Origin of the sequence: Pseudomonas oryzihabitans, from assembly GCF_032027545.1 — a bacterium.
GTDB classification, from domain to species: Bacteria; Pseudomonadota; Gammaproteobacteria; order Pseudomonadales; family Pseudomonadaceae; genus Chryseomonas; species Chryseomonas oryzihabitans_F.
In genome coordinates, this window is the sequence record NZ_JAVSJB010000145.1 from 1 (window position 1) to 215 (window position 215).

General features: G+C 56.3%; 1 protein-coding gene. It reads right to left on the reverse strand.

Annotated features, from left to right (window positions below; translation table 11 throughout):
• Positions 1-199: calcium-binding protein (locus RND78_RS28100; protein WP_312733527.1), on the reverse strand; the 199-nt coding region annotated here is incomplete at its 3' end.
• Positions 200-215: the final 16 nt, after the last annotated feature.

A 215-nucleotide genomic window follows, 5' to 3' on the forward strand; every position in this document is an offset into this window, starting at 1 on the left:
CCGTGCCATCGGCAAACTCCACACGCTCCAGGTTCCGATAATCCAATGCACTGGCCGAGCTGTTAGCACCATTGAACACACCTTTCACCGTGACCTGATCGGTGCCATTGCTGTGCACGAATACCAGGTCGGTACCCTCCTTGCGCATGCTGATATCACTGGCCTTGATCCCTTCGCCGAATCTCAGGGTATCGGTCACGCCACCGTAGCTATCC